1 pseudogene is annotated in these 250 nt (G+C 68.0%); it reads left to right on the plus strand.

What is annotated here, in order from left to right:
* Nucleotides 1-250, plus strand: a pseudogene (locus FLQ44_RS23815) (RNA-binding protein); the annotation flags it as partial.

A 250-nucleotide genomic window follows, 5' to 3' on the forward strand; every position in this document is an offset into this window, starting at 1 on the left:
GTATCTGGCCAGCTTCAACGGCGAGCTGCTGCAGGCGATCTTCCCGCGGGTGATCGACTCGGGACGCATGCTGCGCGCCTTCGTGCAGATCCTGCGCTCGGGCCGGGTGGTGCGGCGCAGCCTGGGTTCGCTGCCCAAGCGGCTGGTGCAGGACTGGCTGAACACCTGCAGCGACGCCGAGTTCATCCGCGCGTTGGTAGGCCAGCAGCCCTCGATCGCCGACGTGATCCGGATGGTGCATCCCAAGCCG

Origin of the sequence: Vogesella mureinivorans (assembly GCF_007644035.1) — a bacterium.
Classification (GTDB): domain Bacteria; phylum Pseudomonadota; class Gammaproteobacteria; order Burkholderiales; family Chromobacteriaceae; genus Vogesella; species Vogesella mureinivorans.